The sequence below is a fragment of the Comamonas sp. FUJ_7 genome, assembly GCF_057369555.1.
In genome coordinates, this window is the sequence record NZ_JBXXZI010000002.1 from 74,315 (window position 1) to 90,952 (window position 16,638).

General features: G+C 61.1%; 14 protein-coding genes. 8 read left to right on the plus strand and 6 right to left on the minus strand.

What is annotated here, in order from left to right; genetic code table 11:
* Nucleotides 1-28: 28 nt before the first annotated feature.
* Complete coding sequence (locus AC2I9W_RS04115; protein WP_486408772.1) at nucleotides 29-2,110, plus strand: PhoX family protein; 2,082 nt, start codon at nucleotides 29-31, stop codon at nucleotides 2,108-2,110.
* A gap of 105 nt (nucleotides 2,111-2,215) precedes the next feature.
* On the opposite strand, the gene AC2I9W_RS04120 is transcribed toward AC2I9W_RS04115, so the two are convergent.
* From AC2I9W_RS04120 to AC2I9W_RS04130, 3 genes are all read right to left on the minus strand, one after another.
* Nucleotides 2,216-3,049 (minus strand): BPSS1780 family membrane protein, encoded by an 834-nt coding sequence (locus tag AC2I9W_RS04120; protein WP_486408773.1) that lies wholly within the window; start codon nucleotides 3,047-3,049, stop codon nucleotides 2,216-2,218.
* Nucleotides 3,050-3,174: 125 nt separating this feature from the next.
* Nucleotides 3,175-4,131, minus strand: coding sequence for a homoserine kinase (locus tag AC2I9W_RS04125; protein ID WP_486408774.1), 957 nt, complete (start codon nucleotides 4,129-4,131; stop codon nucleotides 3,175-3,177).
* Between the two features lie 116 nt (nucleotides 4,132-4,247).
* Entirely contained in the window at nucleotides 4,248-4,610 is a 363-nt protein-coding gene (locus AC2I9W_RS04130) for a hypothetical protein (protein WP_486408775.1), read from the minus strand.
* 102 nt (nucleotides 4,611-4,712) lie between these two features.
* Between AC2I9W_RS04130 and polA the strand changes: the two genes are divergently transcribed.
* From polA to AC2I9W_RS04155, 5 genes are all read left to right on the plus strand, one after another.
* Entirely contained in the window at nucleotides 4,713-7,526 is a 2,814-nt protein-coding gene (gene polA, locus AC2I9W_RS04135; RefSeq protein ID WP_486408776.1) for a DNA polymerase I, read from the plus strand.
* 171 nt (nucleotides 7,527-7,697) lie between these two features.
* Nucleotides 7,698-8,360, plus strand: coding sequence for an AzlC family ABC transporter permease (locus tag AC2I9W_RS04140; RefSeq protein ID WP_486408777.1), 663 nt, complete (start codon nucleotides 7,698-7,700; stop codon nucleotides 8,358-8,360).
* Nucleotides 8,357-8,674 (plus strand): AzlD domain-containing protein, encoded by a 318-nt coding sequence (locus tag AC2I9W_RS04145; protein ID WP_486408778.1) that lies wholly within the window; start codon nucleotides 8,357-8,359, stop codon nucleotides 8,672-8,674. The genes AC2I9W_RS04140 and AC2I9W_RS04145 overlap by 4 nt, the downstream gene beginning before the upstream one ends.
* Before the next feature lie 94 nt (nucleotides 8,675-8,768).
* Nucleotides 8,769-9,668 (plus strand): dienelactone hydrolase family protein, encoded by a 900-nt coding sequence (locus tag AC2I9W_RS04150; protein WP_486408779.1) that lies wholly within the window; start codon nucleotides 8,769-8,771, stop codon nucleotides 9,666-9,668.
* A gap of 194 nt (nucleotides 9,669-9,862) precedes the next feature.
* Nucleotides 9,863-10,807, plus strand: a complete 945-nt coding sequence (locus AC2I9W_RS04155) for a ZIP family metal transporter (RefSeq protein WP_486408780.1) — start codon at nucleotides 9,863-9,865, stop codon at nucleotides 10,805-10,807.
* A 53-nt stretch (nucleotides 10,808-10,860) separates the two neighbouring features.
* Here AC2I9W_RS04155 and AC2I9W_RS04160 read toward each other — a convergent pair whose 3' ends face one another.
* The 3 genes from AC2I9W_RS04160 to AC2I9W_RS04170 all read right to left on the minus strand — a co-directional run bounded on the left by AC2I9W_RS04160 (nucleotide 10,861) and on the right by AC2I9W_RS04170 (nucleotide 13,720).
* Nucleotides 10,861-11,598, minus strand: coding sequence for a LytR/AlgR family response regulator transcription factor (locus tag AC2I9W_RS04160; protein WP_486408781.1), 738 nt, complete (start codon nucleotides 11,596-11,598; stop codon nucleotides 10,861-10,863).
* A complete protein-coding gene (locus tag AC2I9W_RS04165; RefSeq protein WP_486408782.1) occupies nucleotides 11,579-12,649 on the minus strand; it encodes a sensor histidine kinase in 1,071 nt (356 codons plus the stop codon). The genes AC2I9W_RS04160 and AC2I9W_RS04165 overlap by 20 nt, the downstream gene beginning before the upstream one ends.
* A 117-nt stretch (nucleotides 12,650-12,766) precedes the next feature.
* Nucleotides 12,767-13,720 carry a DMT family transporter gene (locus AC2I9W_RS04170; protein ID WP_486408783.1) on the minus strand — a complete coding sequence of 318 codons (954 nt, stop codon included), beginning with the start codon at nucleotides 13,718-13,720 and terminating at the stop codon, nucleotides 12,767-12,769.
* Between the two features lie 338 nt (nucleotides 13,721-14,058).
* On the opposite strand from AC2I9W_RS04170, the gene argH reads away from it, so the two are divergent.
* Nucleotides 14,059-15,507: an argininosuccinate lyase gene (argH, locus tag AC2I9W_RS04175; protein WP_486408784.1), complete on the plus strand. Its 1,449-nt coding sequence runs from the start codon at nucleotides 14,059-14,061 to the stop codon at nucleotides 15,505-15,507.
* Nucleotides 15,508-15,608: 101 nt separating this feature from the next.
* Complete coding sequence (locus AC2I9W_RS04180; protein ID WP_486408785.1) at nucleotides 15,609-16,586, plus strand: Bug family tripartite tricarboxylate transporter substrate binding protein; 978 nt, start codon at nucleotides 15,609-15,611, stop codon at nucleotides 16,584-16,586.
* Nucleotides 16,587-16,638 lie beyond the last annotated feature (52 nt).

Below are 16,638 nucleotides of genomic sequence, written 5' to 3' on the forward strand. Positions count from 1 at the left end.
CCCGCAACCCACGAGGAGTCACGCTCTCATGAGCAAAACTATTTCTGACAAGGTCATTCGCAATCACGCAGGCAATGCGCCTTTCAGTACCATTCTGGAAGCCAATCTTTCCCGTCGTACGCTGACTCGTGGCGGCCTGAGCGCTGCACTGGCCGTGTTCAGCGGGAGCATGCTAGCCGCTTGCGGCGGTGGCAGTGATGACAAAGTGGCCGAACCTGGTCCAGCTCCTCAACCCACACCTGATCCCAAGCCCGAGCTGAAGCTGGGCTTTGAATCTCTGTCTGCTTCCATGACCGATGCTTGCGTCGTGCCTGCTGGCTATGTGGCCCATGTACTGGGTGCCTGGGGTACGCCTTTGAACGACAAGGCGGCTGACTGGAAGAGCGATGGCAGCAATACCGCTGAAGACCAGTTCAATGCCACCGGAATGCACCACGACGGCATGCACTTCTTCCCACTGGAAGGCAGCTCCACCGAAGGACTGCTGGTGGTGAATCACGAGTACATCGATGAGAATGCGCTGCACCCCCATGGACCGACCGGTACGGGCTCTGGTGAGAAGCGACCTGCGGAAGAAGTGCGCAAGGAAATCAATGCGCATGGCGTGGCCGTCATGCACATCAAGAAGAACGCGAGCAACTGGGAGATCGTCAAGAATTCCAAGTACAACCGTCGCTTCACCTCGGCAACGCCTATGAACCTTGCTGGCCCCGTGGCCAAGACGGACTGGGTGAAGACCGCTTTCTCCAAAGATGGCAGCCAGATTCGCGGCACGAACAACAACTGCGGCAACGGCACGACGCCCTGGGGAACCTACATCACGGCAGAGGAGAACTGGGCTGCCTGCTTTGTGAACCAGGTGGCGGTCTTGCCCGAGCATCAAAAGCGTGTGGGCGTGTCTACAAAGAGAGGGCGTTATCTATGGGAGACCGCTGCAGGCGATGCCTCGGAGAAGGATGGAGAGTTTGCCCGTTTCAACATCACTGAAACGGGGGCCACAGCGCTGGATGACTACCGCAACGAAGTCAACGGCTTTGGCTATCTGGTGGAAATTGATCCCTACGACCCCTCCAGCGTTGCCACCAAGCGCACAGCCATGGGCCGCTTCGCCCACGAAGGCGCTGCCTACAGCCTGCCCGAAGCGGGCAAGCCGCTGGCGTTCTACACGGGCGATGACTCGCGCTTTGAATACATTTACCGCTATGTCTCCGATGCTGTCTGGGACCCCGCCGATGCCAAGCGCAGCGACCGCCTTGCCGTGGGCAACAAGTACCTGGACAAGGGCACGCTGTACGTGGCGCGTTTCAATGAAGACGGCACGGGCACCTGGCTGCCTTTGACGCTGGACAGCGTGGGCAAGGATGGCAGCAAGCTCGGCTCCAAGTACAAGAGCATTGAAGAAATTCTGATCAACACCCGTGGTGCCGCTGACTTTGTGGGGGCTACGCCCATGGACCGTCCCGAGTGGACGGCCGTGAACCCCACCAATGGCGACGTCTACCTGACACTGACCAACAACACCAGCCGCAATGCGACCACCGGCACCAATGCTGCCAACCCGCGCCTGAACAACGTCAACGGCCACATCATTCGCTGGCATGACGATGCGGGCAAGAACAGCTTCCAATGGGAAATTTTTGTTTTTGGCGCAAATGCAGGCGCTGATCCAGATATCAACCGCTCGGGGCTGACGGAGTTGAATCAGCTGGCCAGCCCTGACGGGATTGCCTTTGATGACCGTGGCATTCTGTGGGTGCAGACGGACAACGGCATCGACGGTGGCCGCAAGAACGACGTGGCCAAGGCAACCAACGACCAGATGCTGGCGGTGATTCCTGGGGCTCTGGCGGACAGCAAGGCGACAGGCCCGGTCATCAATGCCAGCAATCAAGGTGAGCTGCGTCGCTTCTTTATCGGCCCGAATGAGGCTGAAATCACCGGCTTTGCCTATACGCCGGACCACAGCACGATCTTCCTGAATGTGCAGCACCCCGTGAACTGGCCGGCTTACGACACCAGCGATGCCACGGCTTTGCCTTCGGGCACCGTACGTCCCCGTTCCTCTACAGTGGTGATTCAGAAGAAGGATGGCGGCCCGGTCGGCGTGTAAAGCCTCAGGTCAGTGCGGCGGTATAGGCTGATACCGCTGCACCGGACATCAAAAAAGCCGCTGCAGTTAGGTCTGCAGCGGCTTTTTTGAGGATGCTCAGAGCGATCAGGCTTGAGGCGGGGTGTCGTTGTGCTGGGAGTCGTTGACGATTTCCATCTCATCCTTGCCATCGGGCGCAGCAAAGCTGTCGCGGAAGGTAAAGACAATCGAGGTGAAAAAGAGGGCAGCCAGCATCAGGGCCGTGGCCACCATCAGGCCGCCGGCGATGCTGCCGATCAGCATGGCGAGAATGCCGGTCACGATGGCCAGCGCCATGCCGGAGGCAATGAAGACGCCGATCCAGCAGACGCCGAAAACCAGGTAGGCGGCGATATTGCGAAAACAGCCGACAAAGCTGAAGAACAGAGCCTTGACGGGGCTGACGCCATGCCAGTGAATAAGAGCGGGTGCATGCCAGAAGGCCAGGGACAGCGGCAGGTAGAGCAACATGCTCATCCACATGGCGGACTGGAACTCGGGCTCTTCGGCCAGCTCCCGGGTCATGGGAGTCTGACCCAGATAGACGCTGGCAAAAGTGCCGCCATCGACGATGCTGGATGCGCCAATGATGAGCAAAAAGCCTGCCGCGTACATGCCGCCCAGCATCAGCATGGAGTGCATGTGCTGGCTGCCGGAGCGAAAGGCTACCAGTAGCAGTGCGGGCGTGGGCTTGCGGCCGTGGGCCGCTTCAGAGGCGGCCACCATCATGGTCAGGGAGATGCTGGGAAGCAGTGCCAGTGCAATGACGGGGCCGATCAGTGGCAAGGCCGAGATCAGTGACATGCTGGCCATGCCCAGAAAAAACAGGGCAGCCAGAGCCAGAGGCTGGCTTCTGAACGTGCGCAGGCCTTGCAGCACCCACTGCAGGCCAGTGCCGGGTGTAACGATTTGAAGTTTCATGGGAGAGGCAGAAATACTTTTGCGAGAGCGAGCAAAAGTCGCTCTTGCACTGTACCCGAGACAGCGGGACGGGGCCATATAAAGCCCCGAGGCTCTCGCCAGCTTGGACTGTTCCTGGCTGGTGATCAGGCCAGCGACAGGGGCTGAGCAATGCGCTGCTTGAGCACGCGCTCGAAGTGAGTCGGGTCGTGGGGCTGCAGCAAGGCGGCTTCACGGGGCAGGTGGAAGTCCCAGAGGCGGGAGATCCAGAAACGCAGGGCACCGGCGCGCAGCTGGGCGTTGAGCAGCTCGCGCTCTGAAGCGGTCAGGGGACGAACGGCTTGATAGGCGTCGATCATGGCCTTGGCACGAGGGGCATCATGGGCGCCTGTTGCGTGATCGATACACCAGTCGTTGAGGCAGACGGCCAGATCAAACAGCCAAGTGTCCACACCTGCGAAGTAGAAGTCGAAAAAGCCGGTCAGTTTGTCGCCATCGAACATCACGTTGTCGCGGAACAGGTCGGCATGCACCGGACCACGGGGCAGGGCTGCATAGGTGGCCGATGCGGCGATGTGATTCTGGTAGGCCAGCTCGGCGCGCAGCAGGGCGGCGGCTTCTTCGTTCAGGTGGGGCAGAACCACGGGAGCGGTTTCATTCCACCAGGGCAGGCCGCGCAGATTGGGCTGCTGGCGGTTGTAGTCCTGCCCAGCCAGGTGCATACGCGCAAGCATGTCACCCACGGCGGCGCAATGCACAGGGGCCGGGGCCAGCTGGCTCTTGCCGGCGAGACGGTTGACGATGGAGGCCGGCTTGCCGCAGACCTTGAGCAGAATGTCGCCGCTGCGGGCTTCACCCTGCGGGTCGGGAACCGGGATGCCGGCCTGCGCCAGATGCTTCATCAGGTACAGGTAAAAGGGCAGTTGCTCGGCGCTCAGGCGCTCGAACAGGGTCAGCACCCATTCACCCTGGTCGGTGGTCAGAAAGTAGTTGGTGTTTTCAATGCCGCCCTGAATGCCGCGCAATTCTTTGAATGAGCCAAGGGACATGCGGCGCAGCAGATCGCGGGCATCTTTATCGGAAACTTCGGTGAAAACAGCCATGGTGAATACGTCGCTCAGCCGCAGTGGGTGAGCGGGACAGGGAAGATGGTTCTATACGCAACAGGGCAGTGCTTTGCTGCACTGCCCTGTCATGAACGGGAAAAGCGCGCAGCGCTTCAGAATTTGATGAAATTCCAGACGCGGGTGCCCGTGGTGTCACCGCTGTTGTTGTCGCGGTTGCGGGCAGCACGGGCGCCGTCGTTGGACTGCACTTCGTACTCGGGCATGGAGCCGACCTTGGGTTGCACGGTAATGCTCTGGGTCTGGCCGCCCACGCGGGTTTCATCCACACGGCTGCCCGCATCTTCCACGCGGATATGTTCAATCCGCTGGTTGTGCTTGCTGGTGGCAGCCGCATTGTCCTGCTGGCTCTGGGGCGCAGGAGCTGCCACGGCCTCAGCGGTGGCAGGGGTGGAGGACTGGGCCAGAACGGATCCGGCAGCCAGGCTCAGGAGGATGAAAAGAGGTGCAGCGCGCATGATGAGTGGATTGTAGGGCGACTTGGAATTCTCCCACCATGCGCTTGCCCGTCTTTGTGGTTCAGGGCGGCCAAGCCAGCCACGCGTGCACAATTGGCGGCTATGAGCAATTCCAAGACCCTGGTGCTGGTGGACGGCTCCAGCTACCTCTACCGCGCCTACCATGCCATGCCCGATCTGCGGGCCATTCCCGGCGACCCGACCAGTCCGGCCACGGGTGCCATTCGCGGCATGGTGAACATGATGCAGGCGCTGAGGAAGGATGTGCAGTCCGATTACGCCGTGTGTGTGTTCGATGCGTCCGGCCCGACTTTCCGCGATGAGATGTACACCGAGTACAAGGCCACGCGCTCGCCCATGCCCGATGACTTGCGCAGCCAGATAGAGCCCATCCACGAAGTGGTGGCCATGCTGGGCTGGAAGGTTGTGGCCGTGCCTGGTGTGGAAGCCGACGACGTGATCGCCACGCTGGCGCAGCTGGCGGCGGCCCAGGGCATCAACGTCATCGTCTCCAGCGGCGACAAGGACTTGAGCCAGCTAGTGAACGAGCATGTGACCATCATTGACACCATGAACGGCAAAAAGCGCGACATCGCTGGCGTGACCAGCGAGTTTGGCGTGCCGCCTTCGCTGATGATCGACTACCAGGCGCTGGTGGGCGACACGGTGGACAACGTGCCTGGCGTGACCAAGGTCGGCCCCAAGACTGCAGCCAAGTGGCTTGATGAATATGGCACGCTGGACGGGCTGATTGCCAATGCCGATGCCATCAAGGGTGTGGCGGGCAATAACTTGCGCGAGGCCATTGCCAATGGTCAGCTGGCGCTGAGCCGCCAGCTGGTGACCATGAAGACCGACTGCGATCTGGCGGATTACATCAGCGGCCTGCCCCAGCTGGACGCCATTGTGCTGGCCGAGCCGGACAATGCGGCGCTGGCGCTTTTCTATGAAAAGTACGGCTTCAAGGGCTTGGCGCGTGCGCTGGGTGCTAGTACTTCTGAAGCAAAAGCCAGCAAGCCAGCCAAGGCTGGAAAAGCAGACAGTGCCCAGGGGGGCCTGTTTGATGCCGATGATGCGGCAACGACGGAAATCGCCGTCGAAGCCCAGCAGCGCGATGTGGTCTACACCACCATCCTGACCCAGGCGCAGTTCGACGAGTGGCTGACCAAGATCCAGGCCGCCGAGCTGACGGCGATTGATACGGAAACCGATTCTCTGGACGAGATGCGGGCGCAGATTGTCGGTATTTCCTTCAGCGTAGCGGCTGGCGAAGCGGCCTATATTCCGCTACGTCACGAAGGCATGGATGTGCCCGAGCAGCTGGATATGGCCATGGTGTTGGCCAAGCTCAAGCCCTGGCTGGAAGACGCCTCCAAAAAGAAGCTGGGCCAACATGTCAAATACGACCAGCATGTGTTTGCCAACCACGGCATCACTGTGCGCGGCTATGCGCATGACACCATGCTGCAGTCCTATGTGCTCGAAGCCGACCGCCCGCACAACCTGACGAGTCTTGCGCTGCGCCATGTGAACCGCACTGGCATCAGCTACGAAGACCTGTGCGGCAAGGGCAAGAGCCAGATTCCGTTTGCCCAGGTGCCCGTGGAAAAAGCCGCAGCCTACAGCTGCGAAGACTCTGACCAAACGCTGGACGTGCACAACACGCTGTGGCCGCGCATCCAGGCTCATGCCGGTCTGCTGCATATCTACGAGCTGGAAATGCAGACCAGCGAAGCGCTGTTCCGTATCGAGCGCAATGGCGTGTGCATTGACGCGGGCGAGCTGGCACGCCAGAGCAACGATCTGGGTGCACGCATCCTGAAGCTCGAGGAAGAGGCCTACGAGATTGCGGGCCAGCCCTTCAATCTGGCGAGCCCCAAGCAGCTGGGTGAAATTTTCTTCGACAAGCTGGGCATGCCCGTGGTGAAGAAGACCGCCACCGGCGCGCGCAGCACCGATGAAGAAGTGCTGGAGAAGCTGGCCGAGGACTATCCGTTGCCCGCCAAGCTGCTGGAGCACCGCTCGCTCTCCAAGCTCAAGGGCACCTACACCGACAAGCTGGCGCAGATGGCATTGCCTAGCGACGGCCGCGTCCATACCCATTACGCCCAGGCCGTGGCGGTGACGGGGCGGCTGTCCAGCAACGACCCCAATCTGCAGAACATTCCCGTACGCACGCCCGAAGGCCGCCGCGTGCGCGAAGCCTTTGTGGCCCCTGAGGGCAAGCTGATTGCCAGCGCCGACTATTCGCAGATCGAGCTGCGCATCATGGCCCACCTCTCGGGCGACGAGGCACTGCTGAGCGCCTTCCAAAACGGCCTGGACGTGCACCGCGCCACAGCCGCAGAAGTGTTTGGCGTGAGCGTGGATGAAGTCAGCAGCGAGCAGCGCCGCTATGCCAAGGTCATCAACTTCGGCCTGATCTACGGCATGAGCAGCTTTGGCCTGGCCAAGAATCTCGGCATCGAGACCAAGGCCGCCGCAGCCTATATCGACAAATACTTTCAGCGCTATCCCGGCGTGAAGCTCTATATGGATCAGACCGTGGAGCTGGCCCACGCTCAGGGTTATGTGGAGACCGTGTTCGGTCGCCGCCTGGTGCTGCCCGAGATCAACGGCGGCAACGGCCCGCGCAAGAAAGCGGCCGAGCGCGCTGCCATCAATGCGCCCATGCAGGGCACGGCGGCCGACCTGATCAAGAAGGCCATGGTGGCCGTGCAGGCCAGGCTGGATGCCGAAAAGCCCGAGGTGCTGGTCATCATGCAGGTGCACGACGAACTGGTGTTCGAGCTGCCCGAGTCCGCCAAAGACTGGGTCAAGGCTGAAATCCCCGCCATCATGGCCGGCGTGGCCGATTTGTCCGTGCCGCTGCTGGCTGAGATTGGCTTTGGCAGCAACTGGGAAAAGGCGCACTAAGCCTTTGAGATGAAGGGCACTGAGCATTGATGCTCAAGTCCCTCAAATAAATGAGCTGCTAGCACAGGTAGATAAGGCATTTCAGATTGTTTTATATCTGAAGTGCCTTATTTCATTGCGCTGTCAGCTATCAATTTTAATGTGAGGGTGATTGTGTTCAAAGGTCTTGCAATGACGCCCGCGACGCGCATGGGGCTGTCGATCTCCGTGGCCACGGGTTTGTACGGCATCTCGTTCGGAGCGCTGTCCGTGGCGGCGGGTCTCAATATCTGGCAGACCATGGCGCTGAGTGCGCTGATGTTCACGGGCGGCTCGCAGTTCGCCTTTGTGGGCGTGATTGCCGGCGGCGGCAGCGGCTTGGCGGCCGTGAGTGCTGCGACCTTGCTGGGCTTGCGCAATGCCATCTACGGCATGCAGATGAGTCGTTTTCTGGGTGTGAAAGGCTTGCAGCGCTGGCTGGCTGCGCACTGGACGATTGACGAGTCCGCCGCCACGGCATCGGGCCAGCAGGATCTGGCCGAGCAGCGGCGCGGCTTCTGGGTGGCGGGGGCGGGCGTGTTTCTGCTGTGGAATCTGTTCACCCTGCTGGGCGCGCTGATGGGCAATGCGCTGGGCGATACGCGTCGCTTCGGGCTGGATGGTGCGGCCGTGGCGGCCTTTCTGGGCTTGCTGTGGCCGCGCTTGAATGCGCGTGAGCCGGTGGCCCTGGCGCTGGCCTGCGGGTTGGTGACGGCCGTGGCCATTCCCGTGGTTCCTGCAGGCGTGCCGATTTTGCTGGCGGCAGCGGTGGGAGCGTTGTGGGGCTGGGTGCGCCCTTCGGAGGCTGAGCAATGACGCTGTTTCTGAGCTTGTGGCACTGGATTTTGCTGGCCTGTGCGCTGGCTTTTGTGACCAAGCTGCTGGGCTACAGCCTGCCTGAGCGCTGGATGCGCAGCCCGCGCATGGCCCAGATTGCGGCCAGCCTGACGGTAGCGCTGCTGGCATCGCTGACGGTGATGAACACGCTGGCCAGCGGCACGCAAATCAGCCTGGATGCGCGCCTGGGTGCTTTGCTGGTGGCTGCGCTTGCGCTGTGGTTCAGAGCCCCGTTTTTGCTGGTGGTGATTCTGGGCGGTGCCGCAGCGGCACTGCTGCGCTGGCTGGCCTGAGGGTTGGTGCCGGGCAGGCCTTAGACTGCATGACGCTGGCAGTTGCTTGCGTGTGCCGGCGCAGCTTGAGATTTCATCAACCCGAGGAGGATTCATGAAGTACGAAGACGTCGCTCAGGATATGCAGAGCCTGTTGGGAGGCAAGGAGCAACCCAGCCGCCGCACGGCGCTCAAGGCCGCGATCGGGGCAGGGCTGGGTGTGGGCTATGCCTGTGCGGCTGGCCCGGTGATGGCGCAAACGGCGATCAAGACCTCATCGGCGGAGCTGACGGCAGGGGAGGTCAGCATAGCGGTCAAGGGCTTTCAGCTGCCTGCCTATCGCGCCATGCCTGAGGGAGGGCAGAACCTGCCCGTGGTGCTGGTGATTTCCGAAATCTTTGGCGTGCATGAATACATTGCCGATACCTGCCGCCGTCTGGCCCATACTGGCTATCTGGCGATTGCCCCTGATTTGTTCGTGCGTCAGGGCGACCCCATGGCCTATGGCGAGATGGCCAAGCTGATGGCCGAGGTCATTGCCAAGGTGCCCGATGCCCAGGTCATGAGCGATCTGGATGCCGTCGTGCAATGGGCTGGCGCCAATGGGGGGAATGCCAAGAAGCTGGCCATTACCGGTTTTTGCTGGGGCGGGCGCATTACCTGGTTGTACGCGGCACATGGCGCGGTCAAGGCGGGCGTGGCCTGGTATGGGCGTTTGCAGGGCAGCAAGAACGACTTGCAGCCCAGCCAGCCGCTGGATCTGGTCGGGCAGCTCAAGGCGCCGGTGCTGGGGCTGTATGGCGGCCAGGACACAGGCATTGCGCTGGAATCGGTCGAAGCCATGAAGGCTGCGCTCAAGAGTGGATCGCCTGCAGCAAAGGCCTCGGAGTTTGTGATCTACCCCGATGCACCGCACGCCTTCCACGCCGACTATCGCCCCAGCTATCGGGAGCAGCCTGCGCAGGATGGGTGGGCGCGCATGCTGGCCTGGTTCAAGCAGCACGGCGTGGCCTGATGGGCTGCTTTGGAGTGCGGGGGGCTTGACAGCTTTGCTAAGGTGAAAAGACCCGGTGCAGAAGAAGAGCGATAGAGCCTTCACATCGGGGCTGACGGCATGGAGATAGTCAGAGTACCCCGCACAGCCAGGGGTATTCTGCGAAAATCCATGGAATTCGCCTGTAAAAGGTTGCGGTTAAGCCATATAAAGCTATGACATTGGTAGCAATTATTCTGGCCACCCTGGCTGCTGGTATCGGCAGTGTCTGGGTGGCCGCGTTGTTGATGAGTCTGGGAGGGGGGCGCACGCCCGGGGTCATGCCCCAGCGTTTGCTGAGTCTGGCTGCAGGAGCCTTGCTGGCCACGGCCTTCATGCACTTGTTGCCCGAGGCGTTCGAGACCCATGGAAAGTCCCATGACTTGTTTGTGGTGCTGCTGATCGGACTGGTGTTCTTCTTTCTGTTGTCCAAGGCAGAGCTGTGGCATCACGGCCATGAGCATTCACATGGGGATGTGCATCAAGCAGCCCATTCACATGAGCATGGGCATCACTCGCACGGGCACCATGAACATGGTGATCACGCCCATGGCCACGGCAAAGGTGGCTGGGCCATTTTGACGGGCGACAGCGTGCATTGCTTTGGCGATGGCGTATTGATTGCATCGGCCTTTATTGCCGATATCCGTCTGGGTGTCATTGCCGCGCTGTCGGTGCTGGCGCACGAGGTGCCCCACCACATGGGAGACATCGTGGTACTGCGCCAGTCCAGCAGCAACCGCCGTGTGGCCTTGATCAAGGTGTCCATGGCTGGGGCGGTGACTTCGCTGGGCGGCATCGCTGGCTATTTCCTGATCGGGCAGCTGCATGACTTGCTGCCTTATTTTCTGGTTATCGCTTCCAGCAGCTTCATCTACGTAGCGCTGGCAGACCTGATTCCTCAGCTGCAAAAGCGTCTGAGTGCCAAGGAAACAGCGGCGCAGGTGTTTTGGCTGCTGCTGGGCATCGTCATCGTGACGGTGATGAGCGGGGCGGCGCACAACCATGCCCATGTCGATGAGCACGGCCATGATCACGATCATGGGGCAGAGGCAGGGCATGTCCATGAGGCAGCGCCGGCAAAGTCGCAACCCGCAGCGCCTCATCTGCACGAGCACTAGCACTGGCCTTTGCGCCATTCATCAAAAAACCGGCCTTGCGCCGGTTTTTTGATTCAGGAGAGTTCCCTGAGCTGTGTCTTGACGGCAGCCAGTTGGCGGCGTGAAACCGGCAGCAGCTCCGTCACGCCCTGCAGGCGCAAGCCCCAGCCCTCACCTTCGTTGGGGTCGTCGTACTTTTCCAGTCCGCGCAGGGCGGCGCGTAGCACCAATGCATTGCGATGAATGCGCAGCAACTGCTCGCCATGGCGGGCTTCGAGGTCGGTCAAGGCTCCATCGAGAATGTAGTTGCGCTGCTCGGTACGCACCGTGATGTACTTTTGTTCGGCCTTGAGAAAGCGCACCTCGGACAGAGGTAGACGCAGTGTGCTGCCGCGCTCTTGAATCAGCAGTGCCGGGCCGCTTTCCATGACATGGCGTGAGGCTAAGGCGCGCTCTGCTCTTTGAAGTGCTTGCTGAAGGCGCTCCAAGCGTACAGGCTTGGTCAGATAGTCCACGGCATCGAGCTCAAAGGCCTGCACAGCGTGGTTGGAGTGGGCCGTTACAAAAGCAATGGCTGGTGGGGCCGGTAGCTGCGACAGGGACTGTGCAAGCTGCAGGCCGCTCAGGCCGGGCATGTGAATGTCCAGCAGCAGCAGCTGTATGGGGGGCGCTTGAGGTGTTTGCAGAAGCTGCAGGGCCTGTGCGGCATCTGCGGCTTCCTGAATGTAGTGCGGGCCATGTGCGCAGTCGCCGAGCAAGGTGCGCAGCCTGGCCCGAGCCAGCGCTTCGTCATCAACGATCAGTATGTGCATGCGTGGATTCTCCGGCACTTGGCGTGGTTTGGGGCAAAGGCACGCTGATGCGCACTACGTACAGCCCATCACGCTCGCGAGCACTGAAGCTGCCTTGCAGATCGTGCAGCAGCGCCAGTCGGGCCTTGACATTGGCCAGCGCCATGCCATGGCCGCTGCTCTGGTGCTGGGCATCGGCGGCAGGCAAGGTGTTGGTGATCTGAATCAGCGCTTCCGGTCCGCGCCTTTCGGTGCGTACCTGCAGTTTTCCGCCGCGTGCATTGGGCTCTACGCCATGGCGTATGGCGTTCTCCACCAGCGGTTGCAGCAGCAGCGGCGGCAGCAGCGCGCAGTGCACGCTGTCGTCAAGCTGCCACTGTATTTGCAGGCGTTCGCCAAAGCGGACCTGTTCGATCGACAGATAGCGCTGGGCCAGCTCGATCTCCTGTGCCAGCGTGGTCGTCAGGTTGGGCTCGGCCAGCGCATAGCGAAACAGGTCGCTGAGGTCTTCGAGCAAGGCCTCGGCCTTGGCCGGCTCGGCGCGCACCAGGGCAATCGCGCTGTTGAGGGTGTTGAACAGAAAGTGCGGGCGTATGCGCGACTGCAGCTCGGTCAGCCGGGCCTGGGTCTGTGCCGGCGTATTGCCCCGTGCGCGCAGGACCAGCGCAGTGACCAGCAGGGCGGCCAGCAGCCCACCGCTGACGGCGCTGGCCAGCCAGGGCGCCTGGTCAATGCCGATGAACAGCAGCATGCCGCAGGCATAGAGGCCGGCAAGGGCTCCCAGCAGCACACCGGCCAGGTACTGGCCTCGCATGCTCAGCCGCTGAAGCTGGTGCTTGAGGCTGCAGGCCGCTATCAGCCAGACCAGGGTGCCGGGCAGGCAGGCGCCGGTGAGCAAGGCCGTTTTGCTGAACCATTCCCAGACCGAATCCGCACCATAAAGAGTGACCGTGGCCACCACGACCTGTACAAACAGCACGGCTCGCAGCACTACGCCGGCGTTGCAGGCGTCAAATACCAGCGCAGTGCGAGGCGTGCTGGGTGTGGCAGCAATCAGTGTGGACAGGGGCACAGGCAGTCTGAAGCAAAGTGATGCCCCGGATTATTGGCCGAGAGCAGCCTTGAGCAGCCAATATCTGCCACCTCTGTCGGTTTGATGCCTCAGCACCTGGGCCGGATTTGTGCTGGCTCAAACCTGGCGAGCGGATTGAAAGCGCCTGAGAGACCAGACTACGCCAGCCACAATAAGCACCATTGGCGCAAGCTCGCGAGCCTGTGGCAGGCGCTGCTCGTAGATGAAGTGATAGGCCAGTGCGAACAGGGTCTCGAACACCAAGAGCTGCCCCACGAAGGTGATGGGCAGTCGCTGGCTGGCCGCGTTCCACATCCAGTTGCCCAGCCAAGACGAGAAAATGGCCACGGCCAGATTCAGCAGCCAAAACAGATGCCAGCGCTGACTGGGTATGTCAGTGCGGGCTGCACTGCTGGATTCTGGCCAGAGCAGCAGCATCAAAGCCCAGAGCAGGGCGCTGATGACGCCCACCACCAGACCCCAGAGCGTGGACCATTCCGTGCCATTGAACTGGCTTTGAGCCAGATAACGCGTGTTGTCCAGCGCATAGCGGCTCCAGCACAGCACGGCGAGTATGGCCATCAGCACGCCCAGCAGATAGCGGCCTTGGTCGGCGGCGGGAATGGCAGTCAGCGCATGGGTGTTGATGAGCACAATGCCGGCGAGAATCAGCGCCATGGGCGCCAGCATGCGGCGCAGCGGAATGGCGCCACTGCTGTTGCGGCCCAGCAGTGGAACGGTAACGGGCACCAGACCGACGATCAACGAAGTCACGGCCATGCCTATCCACTGCACGGCCGTGGCAACCAGGGCGAAATACACCACATTGCCCGTCAGCGCCAGCCAGACCAGGTGCTGGATGTCAGACTTTCTCAGTTTGGGCAGCAGGCGTGCGGCCTGCGGCAGAAACACACAGATAGCGACCAGGCCGTACAGCACAAAGCGGCCAAAGGTCAGTTGCAGCGGCGAGAACTCCGGCAGCATGGCTGGCACCAGAAAGATCGCACCCCAGAGCGCGCAGGCGGCCATGGCAAAGCCAAGGCCGGAAATCAGGGAAGAACGGGAGTGCATGCCGGGGCGGCGCACAAGCTTTGCAGGCTGCGGCCAGTGGAAAAAAAGCGAAGACGGCGCGATTTTCTGCGCAAGGCAAAAACCAGAGCGCAGCAGCCAGATTCATGTGGTTTAAGTTAAATCGCCTTGCAGCGCTTATGCATAAAACGCTGGTAGCTATTGAAATATGAGTAACTGGGCCATGAAAACTGCTTTGTCGCAGCTGAAGGCAATGGCTCTGGGCCTGTCTGACGCTGCGGGCGAGTCAGGCCGATAAAATCCCTGCTTCTGCTTTGCACAGCCGTCATGCCAAAGTTCTGAATCGGCGGCCTGTGGTTTTACGGGATTGCTGTCCTCACATGTCTACATCTGCTCCTTCGCACAATCAGCTCGACACCAAGGCCGAGGCCTGGTCTGCCCTGTTCTCCGAACCCATGAGCGACCTGGTCAAGCGCTACACCTCCAGCGTGTTCTTTGACAAGCGCATGTGGCAGGCCGACATCCAGGGTTCGCTGGCCCACGCCGAAATGCTGGCCGCCCAGAAGATTATTGGTGCCGATGACTTTGCCGCCATCCAGAAGGGCATGGCGCAGATTACGTCCGAAATCGAAGCCGGCACTTTCGAGTGGAAGCTGGATCTGGAAGACGTGCACCTGAACATCGAAGCGCGCCTCACGGCCTTGGTGGGTGATGCTGGCAAACGCCTGCACACCGGCCGCAGCCGTAACGACCAGGTGGCCACCGACGTGCGCCTGTGGCTGCGCAGCGAAATTGACCTGATCGAAGGCTTGCTCAAGGAGCTGCAGCTGTCCCTGGTCGAAGTGGCTGCCAAGAATGTGGACGTGATCCTGCCCGGCTTCACCCACCTGCAAGTGGCCCAGCCCGTGAGCTTTGGTCACCACATGCTGGCCTATGTGGAAATGTTCAAACGCGACGCCGAGCGCATGCTGGACGTGCGCAAGCGCGTCAACGTGCTGCCGCTGGGCTCTGCCGCCTTGGCTGGCACCACCTACCCGCTGGACCGCGAGCGTGTGGCCAAGAGTCTGGGCATGGAAGGTGTGTCGCAAAACTCGCTGGATGGCGTGTCCGACCGCGACTTTGCGATTGAGTTCACCGCTGCTGCATCGCTGTGCATGGTGCACATCTCGCGCCTGTCGGAAGAGCTGATTATCTGGATGAGCCAGAACTTCGGCTTTATCAAGATTGCCGACCGCTTCACCACCGGCTCGTCCATCATGCCCCAGAAGAAGAACCCCGACGTGCCCGAGCTGGCACGCGGAAAGACCGGCCGCGTGGTCGGTCACCTGATGGGCCTGATCACCTTGATGAAGGGCCAGCCTCTGGCCTACAACAAGGACAACCAGGAAGACAAGGAGCCGCTGTTCGACACCGTGGACACCTTGAAGGACACGTTGCGCATCTTTGCCGAGATGATTGGCGGCCAGATCAACCCAGTGACCGGTGCCAAGGAAGGCGGCATCACTGTCAACGCCGAGAACATGCGTGCTGCGGCTCTGAAGGGCTACGCCACCGCCACCGATCTGGCCGACTACCTGGTCAAGAAGGGCCTGCCTTTCCGCGATGCCCACGAAACCGTGGCCCACGCCGTGAAGCTGGCCACCATGAAGGGTGTGGACCTGACCGAGTTGCCACTGGCCGAGCTGCAGGCCTTCAACCCCAACATCGAAGCCGATGTGTTCGAGGCCCTGAGCCTGGAAGGCTCGCTCAACGCCCGCAACACGCTGGGCGGCACTGCACCTGCCCAGGTGCGTGCGCAGCTGGCCAAGCACCAGGCTCGTCTGGCCTGATAGGCTCCAGCCCTGTGGCGTAACACTCACGCCTTGAAAGCGCCCTTTGCCGGGCGCTTTTGTTTTGGTTAGTCTGCAAAAAAATGAATAAGGGGAAAAACATGACGCAATCTCGTCGTCAACTGCTCAAGGCAGGTGTGGGAGCAGCGGCAACTTCGGCTGTGGGTTCTGTGGCCTGGGCCTCTTCGGGTCAGCCCATTCGCATTCTGGTGGGCTTTCCGCCCGGCGGCGGCTCGGATGCGATTGCACGCTTGCTGGCAGACAAGCTCAAGGACGAACTGGGTATGACGGTGCTGGTGGAAAATCGTCCCGGCGCAGGTGGCCAGATTGCGGCGCAACTGCTCAAGGCATCGCCTGCCGATGGTCACACGCTGTTTCTCACACATGACCACACCATCTCCATCCTGCCCAAGGTGGTGAAAAAGCCGGGCTTTGATTCGCAGCAGGATTTCATTCCCGTGGCTGGTATTGCCACTTTTGTGAATGCGCTGGCGGTGTCCAGCAACACACCGGCCAAAAATCTGGCCGAGTATGCGGCTTGGGTCAAGACGGGAGCCAAGAACGGCACCATCGGCATTCCTGCGCCCGCATCGACGCCAGAGTTTCTGGTCAAGATTCTGGCCGACCACTACAAGCTTGACCTGGTGGCCGCGCCGTATCGCGGCAGCGCCCCGCTGCTGGCCGACATGCTGGGCAATCAGATCCCTGCGGGCATTGCTTCCGTGCCCGATTTCATGGAGAACCAGAAGGCCGGCAAGCTGCGCGTGATTGGTGTGCTGGGTGCCAAGCGCCAAGCCTCCATGCCCGAAGTGCCGACCCTGCTGGAGCAAGGTATCAAGGGCTTTGAAGACATGCCTTACTACGGCATTTTTGCGCCCAAGGGTGTGCCTCAGGCTTTTGTCGAGCGCTTCTCTGCAGCGGTGGGCAAGGTGCTCCAGCAGCGCGATGTTTATGCGCAGCTGACGGCCCTGGGTCTTACAGTTGGATACATGAATCCCCGCCAGTTAGGGGAGCGTGAAGCGGCTTATTCGAGGGTCTGGGCCGGTATCATTCAGCGCAGCGGATTCCAGCCGCAGTAGTTTTCGCGCGTGTAGCACATGCTCAAAGCCCTGCTTTATTCATGATGCAGGG

Coding starts and splice junctions, on each gene's coding strand:
- AC2I9W_RS04115 (WP_486408772.1), top strand. CDS start 29: ATGAGCAAAACTATTTCTGACAAGGTCATTCGCAATCACGCAGGCAAT.
- AC2I9W_RS04120 (WP_486408773.1), bottom strand. CDS start 3,049: ATGAAACTTCAAATCGTTACACCCGGCACTGGCCTGCAGTGGGTGCTG.
- AC2I9W_RS04125 (WP_486408774.1), bottom strand. CDS start 4,131: ATGGCTGTTTTCACCGAAGTTTCCGATAAAGATGCCCGCGATCTGCTG.
- AC2I9W_RS04130 (WP_486408775.1), bottom strand. CDS start 4,610: ATGCGCGCTGCACCTCTTTTCATCCTCCTGAGCCTGGCTGCCGGATCC.
- polA (WP_486408776.1), top strand. CDS start 4,713: ATGAGCAATTCCAAGACCCTGGTGCTGGTGGACGGCTCCAGCTACCTC.
- AC2I9W_RS04140 (WP_486408777.1), top strand. CDS start 7,698: ATGACGCCCGCGACGCGCATGGGGCTGTCGATCTCCGTGGCCACGGGT.
- AC2I9W_RS04145 (WP_486408778.1), top strand. CDS start 8,357: ATGACGCTGTTTCTGAGCTTGTGGCACTGGATTTTGCTGGCCTGTGCG.
- AC2I9W_RS04150 (WP_486408779.1), top strand. CDS start 8,769: ATGAAGTACGAAGACGTCGCTCAGGATATGCAGAGCCTGTTGGGAGGC.
- AC2I9W_RS04155 (WP_486408780.1), top strand. CDS start 9,863: ATGACATTGGTAGCAATTATTCTGGCCACCCTGGCTGCTGGTATCGGC.
- AC2I9W_RS04160 (WP_486408781.1), bottom strand. CDS start 11,598: ATGCACATACTGATCGTTGATGACGAAGCGCTGGCTCGGGCCAGGCTG.
- AC2I9W_RS04170 (WP_486408783.1), bottom strand. CDS start 13,720: ATGCACTCCCGTTCTTCCCTGATTTCCGGCCTTGGCTTTGCCATGGCC.
- argH (WP_486408784.1), top strand. CDS start 14,059: ATGTCTACATCTGCTCCTTCGCACAATCAGCTCGACACCAAGGCCGAG.
- AC2I9W_RS04180 (WP_486408785.1), top strand. CDS start 15,609: ATGACGCAATCTCGTCGTCAACTGCTCAAGGCAGGTGTGGGAGCAGCG.